Raw genomic sequence first — 15,901 nt, 5'->3', positions numbered from 1 at the left:
TTATACATGCAAAAATTATCTTATTTATCTAGTGAAAAATTAAATTTAATTTGGTCTGAAGAAGAAAATCAAAAAATAAAAAAACTTTTAGACAAAAAACATTTAGTTTATCTTGAAAATGAAGAATTTATCATTGACTCTGGCGCAACAAAAGATCAAGTTCAGTTAAAAGTTACTTTAATGAAAAGTGATAAAAGTCATTATTATCCTATTGAATGTGTTTTTGTTAAAGAATCTTCTAGTGATTTTAAAGAAACAGAAGTTGTGTTTAAAATGTTAGATTATCTTGATCTCTATTGGACAAACTACTTTTCTGAAGAGAGAAATGTATTTGTTCCCTTAGATTGGAGCAAACATGAATTTGAAGGAATTCATTTTTATATAAGAGGATTTGTAAGAAATCTTCAATTAGAAAACTATGCCAATGATTTTTTAACTAAACATGGGCATGGAGAATATGAAATCCATTCAATTTCTTCCGAGACTTAATAAAAATGAAAAAACGTGTACTTATAGCAATGTCTGGAGGAGTAGATAGCTCCGTTGCCGCTGCACTATTAGTTGAAAATGGTTACGATGTTATTGGTGTTACAATGCAACTTTGGGATTATTCTAAAAATGAATCTAGTTGTGATCCAAATAGCAAATTTGATACTTGCTGTAGTTTAGATGATGTTGCAGATGCAAGGTTAGTTGCACATAAATTAGGAATCCCTTTTTATGTTTTTGACTATCAAGATGATTTTAAAGAAAATGTGGTAGACTATTTTACAGATGAATATTTAAAAGGTCGTACCCCAAATCCTTGTGTAGCTTGTAATACTTTTCTTAAATTTGATCATCTTTTAGACAGAGCCCAAAGACTCGGCTGTGATTTTGTTGCAACTGGACATTATGCAAAAATTCAATATGATGAAATTTATGATGAATATAAATTATTAAAAGGTCTTGATTCTCAAAAAGATCAAAGCTATTTTTTATATTCACTTACTCAAGAAAGGCTTTCAAAAGTCCTTTTCCCAGTTGGTGGGTTATCAAAACCCGAAGTTAGAGAAATTGCTGAAAAATATGGACTAGTAAATGCAGCAAAAAAAGAAAGCATGGAAATATGCTTTATTCCTAACAACGACTATGCAAAGTTTATTTCTAATCGAGTTCAAGATTCTGATTTAATTAAAGGTGAGATTCGTCATGAAGAGGGACAACTATTAGGTACCCATGATGGTATTCATCAATTTACCGTTGGGCAAAGAAAAGGTCTTAAAATATCTTATGCTAACCCACTTTACGTGACTCGAATAGATTCAGAAACGGGGACGGTTTTTGCGGGAGAAGATAAATACCTGCTGCGTTCTGGTTTTTCCTTTAAACAGTTTCATATGGTTCGAAATTTTGGTTCAGAAATAGATTTTGAAGTTAAAATTCGCTACCGTTCTGCCCCATGCAAAGCAATTTTAGAAAAAAATGGTGATTTTGTGACTCTTCGGTTTCAAACCCCTCAAAAGTCTGTAACACCTGGACAAATAGCTGTTTTGTATAAAGATAATGAGGTTGTAGGGGGCGGGTTTATTGATAAGGTCTTTATCTGATGCTGGAAAAACGACTTACGCTTTTAAGGTCTCATTTTCGTGAGCTAAATTTTGCTAAATTAAGCCGAGTTTTTCCACAAATAGAAGCAAATATAGATAAGCTTGGAGAAATTCAAGAATATCGATATCAAGATAAAAAATTAGCTGCCATTTCTTTAGTACACCGATCCTCTTTAGTTTATTGGCCAACAGATAAATCTGGCGTCTTTTCAAATGAAAGACTTGAATTTTTAGGTGATGCTTTTTTAAGCTTTTTTATAGCTTCTGAAGCTATGATTGAGCATAAATCTTTGCAAGAAGGTGATCTTTCAAGGCTAAGAGCTGCTTTAGTGGGAACTGAAAATCTTGCTTTAAAAAGTAGGGATCTTGGTATAGGTGATTGTTTGCTTGTTGGTAAAGCTGAAATGAATTCCAATCCTCAAAGAAGAGATAACGTCTTAGCTGATGCTTTTGAAGCCGTTACAGCAGCTTTGCTTCTTGATGCTGGTGAAGACAAAGCTCATTCATGGCTTCTCAAAGTTTTTGCAGAGGATTTAAAAGCAGGCCAAGATATTCTTTTAAAGTTTGATTCTAAAAGTAAACTTCAGCAATGGACTCAAGGAATAATTGGGGTTCCTCCTGTATATAGAACAATTGGAACGGAAGGCACTCCTCAAGAAACATTTTTTATTGTAGCTGCTTTTATAGGCAATACGGAAATAGGTAGAGCAACTGCAGCCAGTAAAAGAGATGCTAGTAAAAAAGTTGCTGAATTCATTGTAGAAAAAATTGAAACAGGAAAGCTAACAAAAGAAATGATTATAAGTTTTTTTGGAAGGGAAAAATGATTAAAAAATGTGGATACGTGGCTCTTTTAGGTAGGCCAAATGCTGGAAAGAGTACCTTTCTAAACGCCTTTTTAGGAGCAAAACTTGCCGTTGTTAGTAACAAACCACAAACAACAAGAAATAAAATATTAGGCGTCAGTACAGAAGGAAATAGCCAAGCTCTCCTTTTAGACACCCCTGGGATCCATAAATCTCAAGGTCTTCCTAAAATGAATCAAGTCATGAATAAAGTTGCGTGGAGTGTCCTTAGTGATGCCGATTTAGTTTGTTATTTAATTGATGTAACGCAAGGTTGGTCGGAAGACGACGCTCTTTGGCTCGAAGGCATATTAAAAAAATTCGATAAAAAGCTTCTTGTCCTTGCAACTAAGACAGATAAGGTTAAGATAGAAGAAGTAGAGCACGGTAGGTTAAATATTGTAAATCGATTCCAAAACCTTTTTGAAGGAATTAAGGCGTCGTCTGAAATAAAATGTCAACTTATTGGAGAAGTCCCTCAATTAATCTCATCTAAGAGACCAGAGGAAATTTCATCATTAAGGCAGTTCATTTTATCGCAGATGCCTGAAGGTGAGTGGCTATTTGGAGAAGATGATCTTACAGATAGACCGCAACGTTTTGTTTGCGCAGAAATTATTCGCGAACAAATTTTCCGTCAACTTGGTCAGGAATTACCTTATAAAATAGCAGTTGTTATTGATATATTTGAGCATAAAAATAATGTAACAAATATTTCTGCAACTATTATTGTGGATCGTGATTCCCAAAAAGGAATCGTAATTGGCAAGCGTGGTTCACGTCTAAAAAGTATTGGAACTGATGCAAGAATTTCCTTGGAAAGACACCTTGAAAAAAAGGTATTTCTAGAACTTTTTGTTAAAGTAAAACCAGGTTGGACCGAAAATTTAAATATGCTTTCAGAATATGCTGATTTGCAAGATCCTAATGACGCTAATTAATTTTAAATTAGCAATATAGGAAAAATTTTCCTTTTTAGTTCCTTTTTAGCTACTTGTTTTAATGATTCATTTATGGGATTGTGTAAGAAGCGAGAAAACTTCTCCTTCTAAATGTTTCAAGTTATATTAATTGCATAGGATTTTTTTATTGAGATTCTACCTGAATTACTAATTTATTAAATAACCTTTATTTTTGTTACTTTATATTTGGAGTATCGTCGTGATTTATTTTCACTCCCGTAGGTATTTTTCTTTGTCACTTTTTGAGGAATCATCAAAAGATTCCATGATTGAAGGCTCCCCTGTTAAAAGAGGTAGGGGTAGACCTCCAAAATTAAAAGCAGTTGCATCAGATTTATCTGATAAAAATGATTTGAACAAAGAAGAATTATTAGCAACAACTTTTTCGAGTGAAATAGAATCTGATCTTGAGCCTACAAAAGAAGTGGAGAAAATCGTGGCTTTAAGCACTATTGATGAAAATGCAATTGAAGAAGTGAATTCTGCAGATGAAGTAAATACAGAAATGAATTGGGATTCAGAGCAAAATATTGCTTTTGAATTAGATGATGAAAATCAAAATTTTGATGATAATTATGAAGAAGAATATATCGATGAAAATGTTCCAGAAGTAAGAGACTTTTCTCAAAATAATGTTTCTTTAAGTTTTTCTTGGTCACTCATGAATCAATTAAGACAAATGTCCAAAATGGAAGGTATTTCTGTAGAAGATTTACTTGTTGAATTAGTTGCAGAAGGTGTTGCTAAACGAGTATTTGAAGACCAAAATCGTCCAACGCCAAGTCATTTAATGACAAGAACAGGTTATGTACATTCGGATGGAACTCAATCTGCTCCGCAGCCTCATTTAAGTCATCATATGATGAATAATAATAGACAACAGCAAAATAATTTACAAAATAGAAATAATAGATTTAGTTTTCAACAAAGAAATCCTCAGCATCAGCAACAAAATAATAATAGAAATTCTGTAAACAACAGAAATTATCAACAAAATAATAATAATAATAGACAACCTAATAATAACCAAAACGGTTTTAGAAACCAATATTCAAATAATAATAACAATCCTCAACAACAAAGATTTAATTCAAGACCGAATTATCAAAACTCGCAAAGATTTTATGATGAACAATCTTCATCAACAAATTCCCAGCAAACGGGAAATCAATATAGACAACAACGAGACAACAATAAACGTTAATCCATATGTCTAAAAAAATAGCTATTACTGGAGGCATAGGCTCAGGAAAATCATCTTTAGCAAAAATATTGGCTCAAAGAGGATATTGTGTTTGGGATGCAGATATTTTTTCTAGAGAAGTTTTATTTTTGCCCGAAGTTCAATCAAGAATAAAAACAATATTTGGTGACTCTGCTTTTATTAGCGAAGGTAATTTAAATAGAGAATTGATTCGAAATATCATTTTTGAAAATCCAAAATTAAAAAAAGATCTTGAAAAAATTTTACATCCTGCAATGTTTGATCTTTTTAATTCGAAAATGTCTATTATGAATAAAGTTTCTCCTTCTTCATGGATATTTTATGAAGCATCTTTAATCTTAGAATTGGGAAGAAAATCTTTTTTTGATTTTTGTATTGTTGTTATTGCAGATGAAAATATCAAGATTAAAAGATTAAATGATAAAAGAAACATATCTGAAGAAACTTCAAAAAAAATTATTTCTACTCAAATGTCCGATAGTGAAAAAATTACCCATGCAGATTATGTCATTGATAATTCTTTAAGTATTCAAGATCTTGAAGAATCTACTAATAAATTATTAAATTATTTAACTCATAATTTTAAATCTCAATAAAAATTGACGCTAAAATTTAATATTTCTATCTTCAATAATGAATTATATTTTTGTATTATTTTAAAAGAATATTTTTTCTTTTTTAAGAGGATTTATTAAAATGTTTGAAGTATCTTGTGCATCTTGCCAAGCTTCATTTGAATATAATCCAGATGATTATATTCATTTATGTCCATATTGTTCAGCTGGTTTTATTATAGATTCAGAAGAAGGTGCAAAAGATCTTATTGATGATCACTATATTATTCCATCAAATATTCAAAAAGAAAATATAGAAGAAATATTTAATGATTGGATTCTGAAGAGGTATCATAATCCTTCTAAAATAAAAAGTGAATTTAATATTTTAGGCTCCTATGGAGTTATGTTACCTTATTGGGTTATTTCAGTGGAGGCACATACTTTTTGGAGTGGTCATAGCGCCAAGAAAAATTTGTATCCAGGGAGAGTGCGAGACTTGGCATCTGGATATTTAAAAGAAGAAGGTCGCTTTAGCAGAAGATATCGTTGGGCAATTTTAGCAAGAAAATCGCCTAAAGAACATTGGGGTTTAGAACGTCTTCATCACCCAAGAGAAAGCGTTATGGTTGATTGGGAAGGTTTTCCTTTAGATGAAACTATGGGTGTTCAAGATGATGGGGTTAAACCAATTTATGAGTCTAAAGTACCATTTAAATATGAACAGGCAAATGAAATTGCTATAGCAAGTATTCAGACAAAAGAATTATCCGCGGTTTCTAGAGCAAAAGATCAAATTAATGAATATCATAGAAGAATGGCTAAAACAAAAATAGGTTCCTTATATGAACATCGAACAGAACTTGAAGTTGTAGGCCTTCATATCGTTCATATGCCATTTTGGTTTATTCGTTACTCCTTTTCTCCAAAAAGTTTTTTTAAATTTTTTACAACCGTAAGGGAACGGCGGATTTTAATTCAAGGTTATACAAAAGCAGTATTAGATGCCGAATTGCCATTAAATACTTCTGATAAAGTCATGACAAATATTGTTGTTTGTGGAACGTTAGGTTTTATTTGTTTGACATTATCTGTTTTTATCAGCCCATTATTTTATATTTTATTTGTTCTTTTTGTCTTAATTGTAGGATTATCCTCTTGGAAGATTATTAATAGAGAAAAAACGGATTTAGATACAGTCAAAGGAAAAGAAAATAGTGAGCCTGCAGGTTCTTAAATATATTTAGATGAATTCATAATTTTATTTATAATTTTATCTAATTCATTTTTGTTATTAAAAAAAATTCGAATTTCTCCTCCCTCACTCTGAGAGTCAAAAGTAATTCGACAATGTGCCTTCAGTTGAGAAATTATTTTGGCTTCTCCTGAAAGGGCTTCTGGAATGTTTATAATAGGATTTGTTTTAATTTCTTTCTTTTTCGAGACTATTTTTTTATTTGTTCTTTTTAAAATAGATTTTGTTTCAGCCCCATTTTGAATAAATCTCTTAACTTCTTGGCTTAGTTTTTTAAAACCATCTTTTTCGCATTGCCTTCTTTTTGCTGCGAAGGTGTCTAAAAGTAATTTTCTTGTAAAAATTTCGGGGTAGGATTTCATTTCATTTTTTAAGCTCTCTGGAATACGGGCTAGCCATATGGCTCTGCTAACAATTTGTGGGTTTTGTCCCGCATTTTTTGCAATCTCTTTTAAATTACTGCCCGAAATCCAGGCGTTTCTCCATTCTTCTCCAAGCTCAAAAAAGCGGATACCAGATTGACGTGTAACCATTGGTAAAATTCCTCCTCTAAGTCATCTTATATTCATCTTATTTTGTTTTCAATGAGTTAAAAATACTTATTTTTAAAGAAGAAGTAAAATTTTAGAAGCTTTCTTTTTGTTTTTATAAGGTCTTTTTAAAGGGTTTTTTTGAGGATATGAAAATTTTAGATTAAATTTATAGCTTAAATAAAAAATTCTTTTTCAAGATGTTACTTTAAAAATAAAAAATATTTAAAATAAATAATACTTAAAAATATTTAAAATAAAAATTCGAATATCATTTTAATTTTAATTCATTATTAAAAAGATATTAATATATTAGGATTAAATATATTAAAATTTTTAAAAAAAGATAACCATAAATTAAAATATATTAATATGGAAATAATATTTAATTTATGGTAAATAAAAAAAATTGAAATAAGTTTTATTAAATAGATCTTTCTATGGATAGAAAGGGAATAATTATGGATTATTCTGCGCCAAAACTGAAACCTGTTTTGGGGACTTTTCAACTTTGGGGAATTGCTGTTGGACTTGTTATTTCTGGTGAATATTTTGGTTGGAGTTATGCTTGGGGAACAGCAGGAACTTTAGGGTTTTTAGTAACTACAGCAATTATTTCAGTAATGTATTTTACATTTATATTTAGTTTTACTGAACTTACAACTGCTATTCCTCATGCAGGCGGTCCATTTGCTTATGCAAATAGAGCATTTGGACCTGTAGGCGGATTTATTGCAGGATTTGCAACTTTGGTTGAATTTTTATTTGCGCCACCAGCTATTGCTTTAGCTATTGGTGCTTATTTAAATGTTCAATTTCCAGATTTAAGCGCAAAATGGATAGCAACATTTTGTTATTTTGTTTTTATGATTCTTAATATTGTCGGAGTTAGCATTGCAGCTACTTTTGAACTTTTTGTAACTATTTTAGCAATAATAGAATTATTTGTATTTATGGGAATTGTTTCTACAGGATTTTCAATTACAAATTTTATTCATGCAGGTTGGGCTGGAGAGAATCATTTTAGTTTTCATACCGTAAGCGGAATTTTAGCAGCTATTCCTTTTGCTATCTGGTTTTTCTTAGCAATTGAAGGAGCTGCGATGGCAGCGGAAGAAGTCAAAAACCCTAAAAAAACAATTCCAATAGCATATATAGCAGGTATTTTTAACACTCATCTTATTAGCTATTGGAGTTATGATTTTTGCTGGTGGTGTCGGTGATTGGAGAAAATTATCAAACATAAATGATCCTCTTCCAGAAGCTATGCGTGCTGTTGTCGGGCAAAAGAGTGGTTGGTTGCATATGCTTGTTTGGCTAGGTTTATTTGGATTAGTTGCCTCGTTCCATGGAATTATTATGGGGTATTCAAGACAAATATTTGCCTTAGGTAGAGAAGGATTTCTACCAAAATTTTTAGCAAAAATTCATCCCACATTTAAAACCCCATATATAGCAATTATAGCAGGTGGTATTTTTGGTATTGGAATTATTTTTAGTGATAATTTAATTATAATTGGCGGACAATCTTTAAGCGCAAATATAGTAACAATGTCCGTATTTGGAGCAATTGTAATGTATATAACTTCAATATTATCCTTATTTAAATTAAGAGTGAAAGAGCCAAATTTAGAGCGACCTTTTTTAACTCCATTTTATCCTGTTTTTCCAATAATTGCGTTGGTTTTATCTATTTTTTGTTTGTTTTCTTTAATTTATTGTTATCTGTTATATTTTTAAGTTTGTTAATTTTAAGTGGATTATATTCTTTTTTATTTTATAAAGAGAAACCAAATGAAAAAAATAAAGCTAATATTCTAGTATAAAATAAATTATTTTTTACTAGAAGAGTGATCCTTTATTAATTTATTATAAATTTCTCTTGATTCTTTTTCAGATAATGCTGTTTTATGAGCTAAAATGAAAACAATGAAACTCGTGATAGCAACAACTAAAAATGCCATTTGCATTGTAATGAGCCCAGTTCCACCTTTGAATGTTCCAAAATATGAAACGATTCCAGATAAAATAAGATAAACAATTAACCAGCTAAAAGATTTTAAATGTAACTTTTCATTTCTTGTTTTTTTATTCAATAAATGTGAAGAAATAAAAATAAGAATACCGAGTGCAACTGCTACTTCAAGTTTCCAAACAGTTTCCCATCCCGTCCATTGAAGCATAAGGTTACAAACATAAAACGCTAAAAAAGATAAAAGTTTTGGAAAAGGAAGTTTAAAAGGGCGATCTAAATCTTTTAATTTTTCTCTGAATATAGGTAAACATATTGGCCCACAAGCAAGAGATAATACAATTGCAGCGGATAAAAAAGCTATCATTGACTGCCATCCAGAAAATGGAAGAAAAAATAGCATTCCTATGACAAAGTTTGCAACAATAGCAAGCCAAGGAATTGAAAATCGATTTACTTTTGAAAAAGCTTTTGGAGCGTCTCCCTGTAAACTCATTGAATATAAAATTCTTGATGAAGAAGCGACAAATCCAACTGCTGTTCCAAAAGGTGAAATAATCGCATCAAAATATAAAACTTTGACCATAAAAGCAAAACCTAAAGCAATACATATTCCTGCAAGAGGTCCAGAATCTCCTGAAAAACTAATTTTATCCCAACCACCAGAAATTGCAGAGGGGTCGACAGATAAAATAAAGCCTAATTGCAGAACTGCGTATAATGTCATGCTCGCTAATATGGAACCAAATAAAGCAAATGGAATTGATTTTTGTGGGTTTTTAGCTTCTCCCGCTAGGAAAATAGCTGTTTGAAATCCAAAAAAAGAAAAGCTTACTCCGCCAACAGCAATTGAAGATAAAATTCCATCAAAACCAAATGGTGCAAAACCAGCTGATGTTAAATTAGAAGGATGAATATTTGCAGTTAATAAAAGTATAGCTACGCCTATAGGAATAATTAATTTCCAAATGACAACAAATTTATTGGTTTCAGCCATAAATTTTACGCCAATTACATTTATTATGGATAAAATTGCCATTAAAAATGTTGCTAAGATTAGACCTTTTCCTGTTAATGCGTGAGATGTTCCAACTTTATGAGAAATATCTGGGATATAATTTGAAGCATATTGAAGAACGGCTTGAACTTCTATGGGAGCCACTACCATTGTCCACAACCAAGTTATCCAAGCAAAAATAGCTCCTGTCATTTTACCATGACTTATTAAAGAGTAAGCGGTAGATCCTCCGCTTAAAGGAAGCATAGTAGATAACTCTGCAAAAGTTAGGGCAATGATCCCAACGCAAATTCCACCTAATATCCAGGAAAGGATAGCAGCAGGACCAGCTGTTTGTGCAGTATAAAATGATCCAAATAGCCATCCAGAACCTACAATAGATCCTATAGATAAAAATAGGAGACTTGTTTTGGATATGTTTCGTTTAAGTTGCATACTCTCACTTGCCTTTAAAAATGTTAGTAGAGTGATCTGCCATGTTTATAGTAAGACTAAAATCACTTTGAAAGGCTTGTGTGCAATAAAAACCTTGGCTTGTCATCCAAATTTTCTGAATTTTTTATAACATGCTATTATTAAGGAATAATTATGCTGAAATCGATATGTGCCAAAATTACTGCAGAGTATAATGGTGAAAGATTTGATGTAGCTGCGGCAGCTCTATTTGAAGATCTTAGTAGAAAAAAAATTAAATCTATTATTGATGCTGGAGGAGCTTACATAAATAAAAAAAGAGTTCAAATGGCAAAATCAGTAGTAAAAAATGGAGATAAAATTGAAGTTTTTTGGGAAGAAAATCAAATTTCAAGTGAAAAAAAGAAGGAGCATAATCAATATAATTTAAAAAATACAATAGGAACATTTATTGATAATAATACACTTGTTTTTGAAAATGAAGAATTTTTTATCATAAATAAACCAGCTGGAATTGCATCTCAAGCAACACTTTCTTCAAGTAAAGATACTATTTTGCATGCTTTAGCTAATTTTGATTCTTCTAAATTTGATATTCAAAATATGTTTTTAGTTCATCGCTTAGATAAAGACACTTCTGGATTAATGATAATTGCAAAAAACCAAACAGCTCAAAAGAAATTTGAAGATCTTTTTAGAGATAAAAAAATTCAAAAAACTTATGATGCATTATGTTTCTATACTCCTAAAAAATTAGAAGGTGAAATTAATTTTCCAATTGCAAAAGATAATTCAAGAAAAAATTGTTATTTTGCTATTACAAATCCTAATTCAAAAAATAAAGATGCAAAATCTTCTGAAACAAATTATATTGTAAAAAAATCTTATAAAAATTGTGATGTCTCTTTAATTTCTTGTTTACCTAAAACAGGAAGAACTCATCAAATTAGAGTGCATTTATCTGCAACAGGTTGCCCTTTATTAGGAGATAAAACTTATTCACAAAATATTTATGGGCATAAATATGCGCAAATTGCATTAAGACATATGTTACATGCAAGCAATCTTTCTTTTGAATTGAATAATGAAAAATTTGAATTTCATTCTTCTTTGCCAGATGATTTTCAACGTATAATAAAAATTTTTGAAGATGTTAAATAATTTTATATCCGTAAAAATGTCATATCAGCTTGAAAATATTTGTAGATAGTTTTATCAAAATGTATCTTGTTTCGTTGTTTATTGGAAAGGCCAACCTTTCCAAAACACTATCTTGGTAAAAAGGGAGGATTTCCATAATGTCATATAAGCTCATTACTGTCCCACAAGGCGGTTCTCATATTAAAGCGGATTCTAATGGTAAATTAGAGGTTCCAAATAATCCTATTATTCCTTATATTGAAGGAGATGGTACGGGACCAGATATTTGGAAAGCGTCGCAAATGGTTTTTGATGCTGCCGTTGAAAAAGCATATGGCGGTAAAAAGAAAATTCATTGGATGGAAGTTCCGGCTGGAGAAAAATCTTTTAATGGAAATGGGAATTGGCTTCCTGACGAAACAATTGATGCTATTAAAGAATACCGTGTTGCTATCAAAGGACCTCTAACAACTCCAGTTGGTGGTGGTATTAGAAGTTTAAATGTTGCTCTTCGTCAAATTTTGGATCTTTATCAATGCGTTCGTCCTGTTCGTTGGTACACAAATGTGCCATCACCTGTTCGTGAGCCACAAAAAGTGAATATGTGTATTTTCCGTGAAAATACAGAAGATATTTATGCTGGTATTGAATTTAAAGCGGGCACGGAAGAGCAAAAAAAATTACGCGAATTTCTTGCAAATACACTTGGAAAAAAAGTTCGTGAAGATTCTGGCTTAGGAATTAAACCAATTAGTGAATTTGGCTCAAAGCGTCTCGTTCGTGCAGCTATTAACTATGCAATTAAAAATAAATGTAAAAGTGTTACTATCGTTCATAAAGGTAACATTATGAAATTTACAGAAGGTGCATTCCGTGATTGGGGCTACGAAGTTGCTAAAACTGAGTTTCGTGATCAATGCGTAACTTGGGATGAATGTAATGGAAATCCTCCAGCAGGAAAAATCTTAGTTAAAGATGCTATTGCTGACAATATGTTCCAACAAGCTTTGTTACGTCCTGATGAATATGAAGTTCTTGCATGTACAAATTTAAATGGTGACTATCTTTCCGATGCATTAGCTGCTCAGGTTGGTGGATTAGGAATTGCTCCTGGTGCTAACATAGGAGATGGTTACGCTTTATTTGAAGCAACTCATGGAACAGCTCCTAAATATGCTGGTCAAGATAAAGTAAATCCAGGATCTGTTATTTTAAGTGGTAACATGATGTTTGAATACCTTGGCTGGAATGAAGTTGTTTCTTTAATAGAAAAAGCATTTGAAAAAACTTTGGCTCAAAAAGTAGTAACTTATGATTTTGCTCGTCAGTTACCAGGAGCAAAAGAAGTAAAGTGTTCTGAATTTGCTAAGGCTATTATTTCAAATATGTAATAAAGGAAAGGGTGCTTGGGAGTAAATTGAAACTTTTAAGCCATTTAAAATCCTTATATAGTAAATACTCTCGCCTGTTACCATGGGCGAGTTTAATTTGGGGTATAGGTTCTAGTTTTTGGCTGACTCGTGATTATGATAAAGCATATAGACTCGGTTTTTTTACTCTTGCCTTTTTTTTACTAATTATAATTATGTCTACATGGTATAGTTATATTACAAAAATATCTTTACAAAGTCATAATAAATTAACAAGAATTCATATTAATATTCACAAACAAAAAGATTTATTGGAATTTGTTGGGTTAACTGCAACTCAATATTTTATTCAATATATATTTATGTTTTGTCTTCCGTTTTTATATTTTAAGCAAGAATGGATTTGGCTTTTCTTTTTATCCTTTTTTGTTGGAATGACTTTATGGGATCCTTTTTGGGTAAGATTATTTAAAATACAAATTTTCAGATTATTTTTAAGACTCATATCCTCTTGTATGGCTTTTGGTTTTTTATATGCGGTACTATTTCCTAAATTCATAGATTATTATTATGTATGGTTTACCGTAGTTTGTTTTTTTGTTATTTTTCCTTGGAATTCTTTTGTTATAAATCGAAAAATTAAAATACAAGAAATTGCGGCTTCTTTTATTTTAACAATTATTATTGCTATTCATTCTTTTATACCATCAGAATATCAATTTCCTGTTATCTCAATTTGGGTTGAAAATAGTAATTATTCTATTGAAAAGCCTAGCAGTAATTCTTATGAACTTATTAAAGGAAATATTAAAACAAGGAAAGAATTTTTAAAAACAATAAATTCGGGAAAACAAATTTGTGCGATATCTCCTATTATTGCTCCAACAGGATTTTATTCAAGAATATATCATGAATGGTATGTCGATGATATTTTAATAGATAGAATAACTTTACCAAATATATCTGGTTCAGATATTAAAGAAAAACATAGTACATTTTCATGTAAAAAATATTTTTTAAATATGAAACAAGCAAAAAAAATAACTACTAAAATTTATTTAAAAAATGGCATTTATGTTGGTAAACAATTTTTAATCATTTCAGATTGAGCTTGTTCTAAAGCAAGTAAATCATTTTCTCCAATATGATATCCTATACTTTTCAGCATTTCGGCATAAAGCGAAAAATCGTGGACTCCTTCGGCAAAATCTTCTTTTAATTCTTCTTCCGTCAGCGGAACCTCATTTAAAAAAGCTTCTAATCCTTCTTTTGTACAAAGTGCTGCTAATAATAAAGGAAGATGTCCTAAAGTACTTCTTCCAAAAGTTTTTCTTTCAAAATCTCTAATGGAATCTTGAGTGAATGAACCTAATCCAACTGCTTGTTCAATACTTCTATGTGATAATTTTTGTGCGCAGAGTTTTGGAGAATCGATACTATTATAGAAGCCGCAAACTAAAGGACGTAGCCCAAATATGCCACAATGCCCTGAAAACTCATTTTTCTCTTCCTTAACAAAAAAAGGACAAGGAAGTTTTTTTGTTAAAAACTTTTTTTGATCTGAATCTATAAAAGGAAGTGCACCATTTTCATTAGCGTTTTCAAAGTATTTTTCTGAATAAAGGAATAATTTTTCAGCTAATTGATTGAGGTCAATTCCTTCAGCAAGAAGCCTATTTAATAAAACAAATGCTTCCCCAGCAGTAATTGGTACTAAAGGAAAGTAACAACAAGCTCCACAGCCTTTTATACAAGCTATTTTTTCAGAGGGATTTTGTTCCAAAAAATCTTTCGTTGCATTTTCAGACTCTAATTCAAATTTTTCGTATTTTTCTAGTATAAATGGAATTAAATGGCCAATTGCTTTAGAGTAATCCATATCCACCTCCTTTTAGTTTTCATGTGGGGATAGGTTTGCTATTAGCGTGTTTTAGGAATAAATCCAAGTAGAAAAATTTAGGAAATTTTAAATTATTCTTTATTTAATTTAATTTCCCATACCTTTAATCTCATTCCTCTTGGCTGTGCTATAAAAGTTGATGAGTCAATTTTATTTGAATCATAAAAATAAACAGAATATAAATCCCATAAAGGAACTAAAATTGCACTTTCAGATAAATATGTACTTAATAATTTAGAATACTTCAATTTTTCTTTAGGGTCATTAGATAAAATAATTTTATCAAAATAGTCTTCAATATTTTCATAAAAACTCCCTTTTCTAAAATAACTAAAAACATATGATGGATCTTTATGTGAAGCTTGAATTCCAACAATATGCATTGGAGAATTTAAATTCAATTTTCAATCATCTAAATTCATGTTTTTTTTAAATCTAAATTAGCTCTTCCCTAAATACTTATAGGAATCATTTTATTGTTTTTAATAATATAATTAATATTATTTACAAGTTCACTATCATAATTAAAAAATATTCCTAGAGTTTCATAAGAAAAATTAATAACTTTTTTCTTATAAATTCCATTATTTAAATTCCACATATCTTTCCAAAATATATCAAATTCATTATTATTTGATGAAATAAATCTAACGAATTTTGGTGCTGAGTCATATTTTAAATTTTCTCTTTTTTTAATTATTGTTTCACCAGTTTCGTAATTACTTAATAAAACGTAATAATGACCTACTCCAATAGACCATTTTTTCCAGCTAAAATAATTATCTTTTAGTGTCTATATGAAAACAAGAGGAGTATCCGCATGCGTTAATTTTTTTATAAAATTCATATCAATTTTTCTTTCGTTTAAGATTTATAATTGAAGGATTGTTTTTATTTAGTTCTGCATATTCCAATAATGAAAAACTATCTTGAAAATCGGGAATATTTGATTCTGCAGAATCTATTATGAGTCCTTGATCAGCTTCTGTAAATGTTACATAACTGATCTTCCCCCAATTTTATAGACACAATTAACCGACCTTTTTCATTGGTCTAGTTATTTCAAATATAACTGGAGACAGATATCCATTCGACGAATGCTTTCTAACACGATTGTAGTAAACTTC

The 15,901-nt window shown here is 30.5% G+C and carries 14 protein-coding genes and 1 pseudogene; 11 read left to right on the top strand and 4 right to left on the bottom strand.

What is annotated here, in order from left to right; translation table 11 throughout:
- Window positions 1-6: 6 nt before the first annotated feature.
- The 7 genes from ACIQ56_RS00075 (at window position 7) to ACIQ56_RS00045 (ending at window position 6,412) form a co-directional block, all read left to right on the top strand.
- Complete coding sequence (locus ACIQ56_RS00075; protein ID WP_397599044.1) at window positions 7-489, top strand: hypothetical protein; 483 nt, start codon at window positions 7-9, stop codon at window positions 487-489.
- Between the two features lie 5 nt (window positions 490-494).
- Entirely contained in the window at window positions 495-1,589 is a 1,095-nt protein-coding gene (mnmA, locus tag ACIQ56_RS00070) for a tRNA 2-thiouridine(34) synthase MnmA (RefSeq protein ID WP_397599043.1), read from the top strand.
- Complete coding sequence (locus ACIQ56_RS00065) at window positions 1,589-2,416, top strand: ribonuclease III family protein (protein ID WP_397599042.1); 828 nt, start codon at window positions 1,589-1,591, stop codon at window positions 2,414-2,416. The genes mnmA and ACIQ56_RS00065 overlap by 1 nt, the downstream gene beginning before the upstream one ends.
- Window positions 2,413-3,375, top strand: coding sequence for a GTPase Era (era, locus tag ACIQ56_RS00060; protein ID WP_153420299.1), 963 nt, complete (start codon window positions 2,413-2,415; stop codon window positions 3,373-3,375). Before ACIQ56_RS00065 ends, era begins: the two co-directional genes overlap by 4 nt.
- Before the next feature lie 220 nt (window positions 3,376-3,595).
- Entirely contained in the window at window positions 3,596-4,600 is a 1,005-nt protein-coding gene (locus ACIQ56_RS00055) for a hypothetical protein (RefSeq protein ID WP_397599041.1), read from the top strand.
- A 5-nt stretch (window positions 4,601-4,605) separates the two neighbouring features.
- Window positions 4,606-5,217, top strand: coding sequence for a dephospho-CoA kinase (gene coaE, locus ACIQ56_RS00050; protein ID WP_397599040.1), 612 nt, complete (start codon window positions 4,606-4,608; stop codon window positions 5,215-5,217).
- A 100-nt stretch (window positions 5,218-5,317) separates the two neighbouring features.
- Window positions 5,318-6,412 (top strand): hypothetical protein, encoded by a 1,095-nt coding sequence (locus ACIQ56_RS00045; RefSeq protein ID WP_397599039.1) that lies wholly within the window; start codon window positions 5,318-5,320, stop codon window positions 6,410-6,412.
- Here ACIQ56_RS00045 and ACIQ56_RS00040 read toward each other — a convergent pair.
- Entirely contained in the window at window positions 6,409-6,963 is a 555-nt protein-coding gene (locus tag ACIQ56_RS00040; protein WP_397599038.1) for a hypothetical protein, read from the bottom strand. The two genes, ACIQ56_RS00045 and ACIQ56_RS00040, sit on opposite strands and share 4 nt — an antisense overlap.
- 458 nt (window positions 6,964-7,421) lie before the next feature.
- On the opposite strand from ACIQ56_RS00040, the pseudogene eat reads away from it, so the two are divergent.
- Window positions 7,422-8,679: pseudogene (eat, locus tag ACIQ56_RS00035) on the top strand (ethanolamine permease); the annotation flags it as partial.
- Between the two features lie 113 nt (window positions 8,680-8,792).
- Here the strand turns inward: eat and ACIQ56_RS00030 are convergent.
- Window positions 8,793-10,385: an APC family permease gene (locus ACIQ56_RS00030; RefSeq protein ID WP_397599037.1), complete on the bottom strand. Its 1,593-nt coding sequence runs from the start codon at window positions 10,383-10,385 to the stop codon at window positions 8,793-8,795.
- Between the two features lie 153 nt (window positions 10,386-10,538).
- On the opposite strand from ACIQ56_RS00030, the gene ACIQ56_RS00025 reads away from it, so the two are divergent.
- The 3 genes from ACIQ56_RS00025 (at window position 10,539) to ACIQ56_RS00015 (ending at window position 13,983) form a co-directional block, all read left to right on the top strand.
- Window positions 10,539-11,525 (top strand): RluA family pseudouridine synthase, encoded by a 987-nt coding sequence (locus ACIQ56_RS00025; protein ID WP_397599036.1) that lies wholly within the window; start codon window positions 10,539-10,541, stop codon window positions 11,523-11,525.
- Window positions 11,526-11,662: 137 nt separating this feature from the next.
- Window positions 11,663-12,895, top strand: a complete 1,233-nt coding sequence (gene icd / locus ACIQ56_RS00020) for an isocitrate dehydrogenase (NADP(+)) (protein WP_397599035.1) — start codon at window positions 11,663-11,665, stop codon at window positions 12,893-12,895.
- Window positions 12,896-12,921: 26 nt separating this feature from the next.
- Window positions 12,922-13,983 (top strand): hypothetical protein, encoded by a 1,062-nt coding sequence (locus ACIQ56_RS00015; RefSeq protein WP_397599034.1) that lies wholly within the window; start codon window positions 12,922-12,924, stop codon window positions 13,981-13,983.
- On the opposite strand, the gene ACIQ56_RS00010 is transcribed toward ACIQ56_RS00015, so the two are convergent.
- On the bottom strand, window positions 13,947-14,753 hold the full coding sequence (locus ACIQ56_RS00010) for a YkgJ family cysteine cluster protein (protein WP_397599033.1): 807 nt from the start codon (window positions 14,751-14,753) through the stop codon (window positions 13,947-13,949). The two genes, ACIQ56_RS00015 and ACIQ56_RS00010, sit on opposite strands and share 37 nt — an antisense overlap.
- A gap of 92 nt (window positions 14,754-14,845) precedes the next feature.
- A complete protein-coding gene (locus ACIQ56_RS00005; RefSeq protein ID WP_397599032.1) occupies window positions 14,846-15,175 on the bottom strand; it encodes a hypothetical protein in 330 nt (109 codons plus the stop codon).
- Window positions 15,176-15,901: the final 726 nt, after the last annotated feature.

Origin of the sequence: Silvanigrella sp. (assembly GCF_044369315.1) — a bacterium.
In the GTDB taxonomy this organism is placed as follows: Bacteria; Bdellovibrionota_B; Oligoflexia; order Silvanigrellales; family Silvanigrellaceae; genus Silvanigrella.
This window is presented reverse-complemented; position numbering and strand designations above follow the sequence as displayed.

Bases quoted from the DNA above. Each gene is read 5' to 3' on its own strand.
- coaE (WP_397599040.1), top strand. From the start codon at position 4,606: ATGTCTAAAAAAATAGCTATTACTGGAGGCATAGGCTCAGGAAAATCA.
- ACIQ56_RS00065 (WP_397599042.1), top strand. From the start codon at position 1,589: ATGCTGGAAAAACGACTTACGCTTTTAAGGTCTCATTTTCGTGAGCTA.
- ACIQ56_RS00030 (WP_397599037.1), bottom strand. From the start codon at position 10,385: ATGCAACTTAAACGAAACATATCCAAAACAAGTCTCCTATTTTTATCT.
- ACIQ56_RS00010 (WP_397599033.1), bottom strand. From the start codon at position 14,753: ATGGATTACTCTAAAGCAATTGGCCATTTAATTCCATTTATACTAGAA.
- icd (WP_397599035.1), top strand. From the start codon at position 11,663: ATGTCATATAAGCTCATTACTGTCCCACAAGGCGGTTCTCATATTAAA.
- ACIQ56_RS00075 (WP_397599044.1), top strand. From the start codon at position 7: ATGCAAAAATTATCTTATTTATCTAGTGAAAAATTAAATTTAATTTGG.
- era (WP_153420299.1), top strand. From the start codon at position 2,413: ATGATTAAAAAATGTGGATACGTGGCTCTTTTAGGTAGGCCAAATGCT.
- ACIQ56_RS00045 (WP_397599039.1), top strand. From the start codon at position 5,318: ATGTTTGAAGTATCTTGTGCATCTTGCCAAGCTTCATTTGAATATAAT.
- mnmA (WP_397599043.1), top strand. From the start codon at position 495: ATGAAAAAACGTGTACTTATAGCAATGTCTGGAGGAGTAGATAGCTCC.
- ACIQ56_RS00040 (WP_397599038.1), bottom strand. From the start codon at position 6,963: ATGGTTACACGTCAATCTGGTATCCGCTTTTTTGAGCTTGGAGAAGAA.
- ACIQ56_RS00025 (WP_397599036.1), top strand. From the start codon at position 10,539: ATGCTGAAATCGATATGTGCCAAAATTACTGCAGAGTATAATGGTGAA.